Below are 219 nucleotides of genomic sequence, written 5' to 3' on the forward strand. Positions count from 1 at the left end.
CAGTATGTGAATATTGGAACCGGGCTGACTGTCTATTGGCCCATATCTGATGAGATTATGAGCGGGTATCTGTCATTTACAGACATGGAAATGGAAATTATCCGGTTGATTGACAGTGGGGAATATTATCAGCACACAAAGGAGGGGACACAGCTTCCCACGCAGCTTAAAGAAACCATATTTAACTTCCTGGAGGTAAGGGTAGGCAGTTATATTTAT

At 42.5% G+C, this 219-nt stretch carries 1 protein-coding gene; it reads left to right on the plus strand.

Annotated elements, in window-relative coordinates; all coding sequences use genetic code 11:
- On the plus strand, window positions 1-219 hold a 219-nt coding region (locus tag HJV72_RS19260), incomplete at both ends, for a hypothetical protein (RefSeq protein WP_208073486.1).

This window comes from Extibacter sp. GGCC_0201 (assembly GCF_017566055.1).
In the GTDB taxonomy this organism is placed as follows: Bacteria; Bacillota; Clostridia; order Lachnospirales; family Lachnospiraceae; genus Extibacter.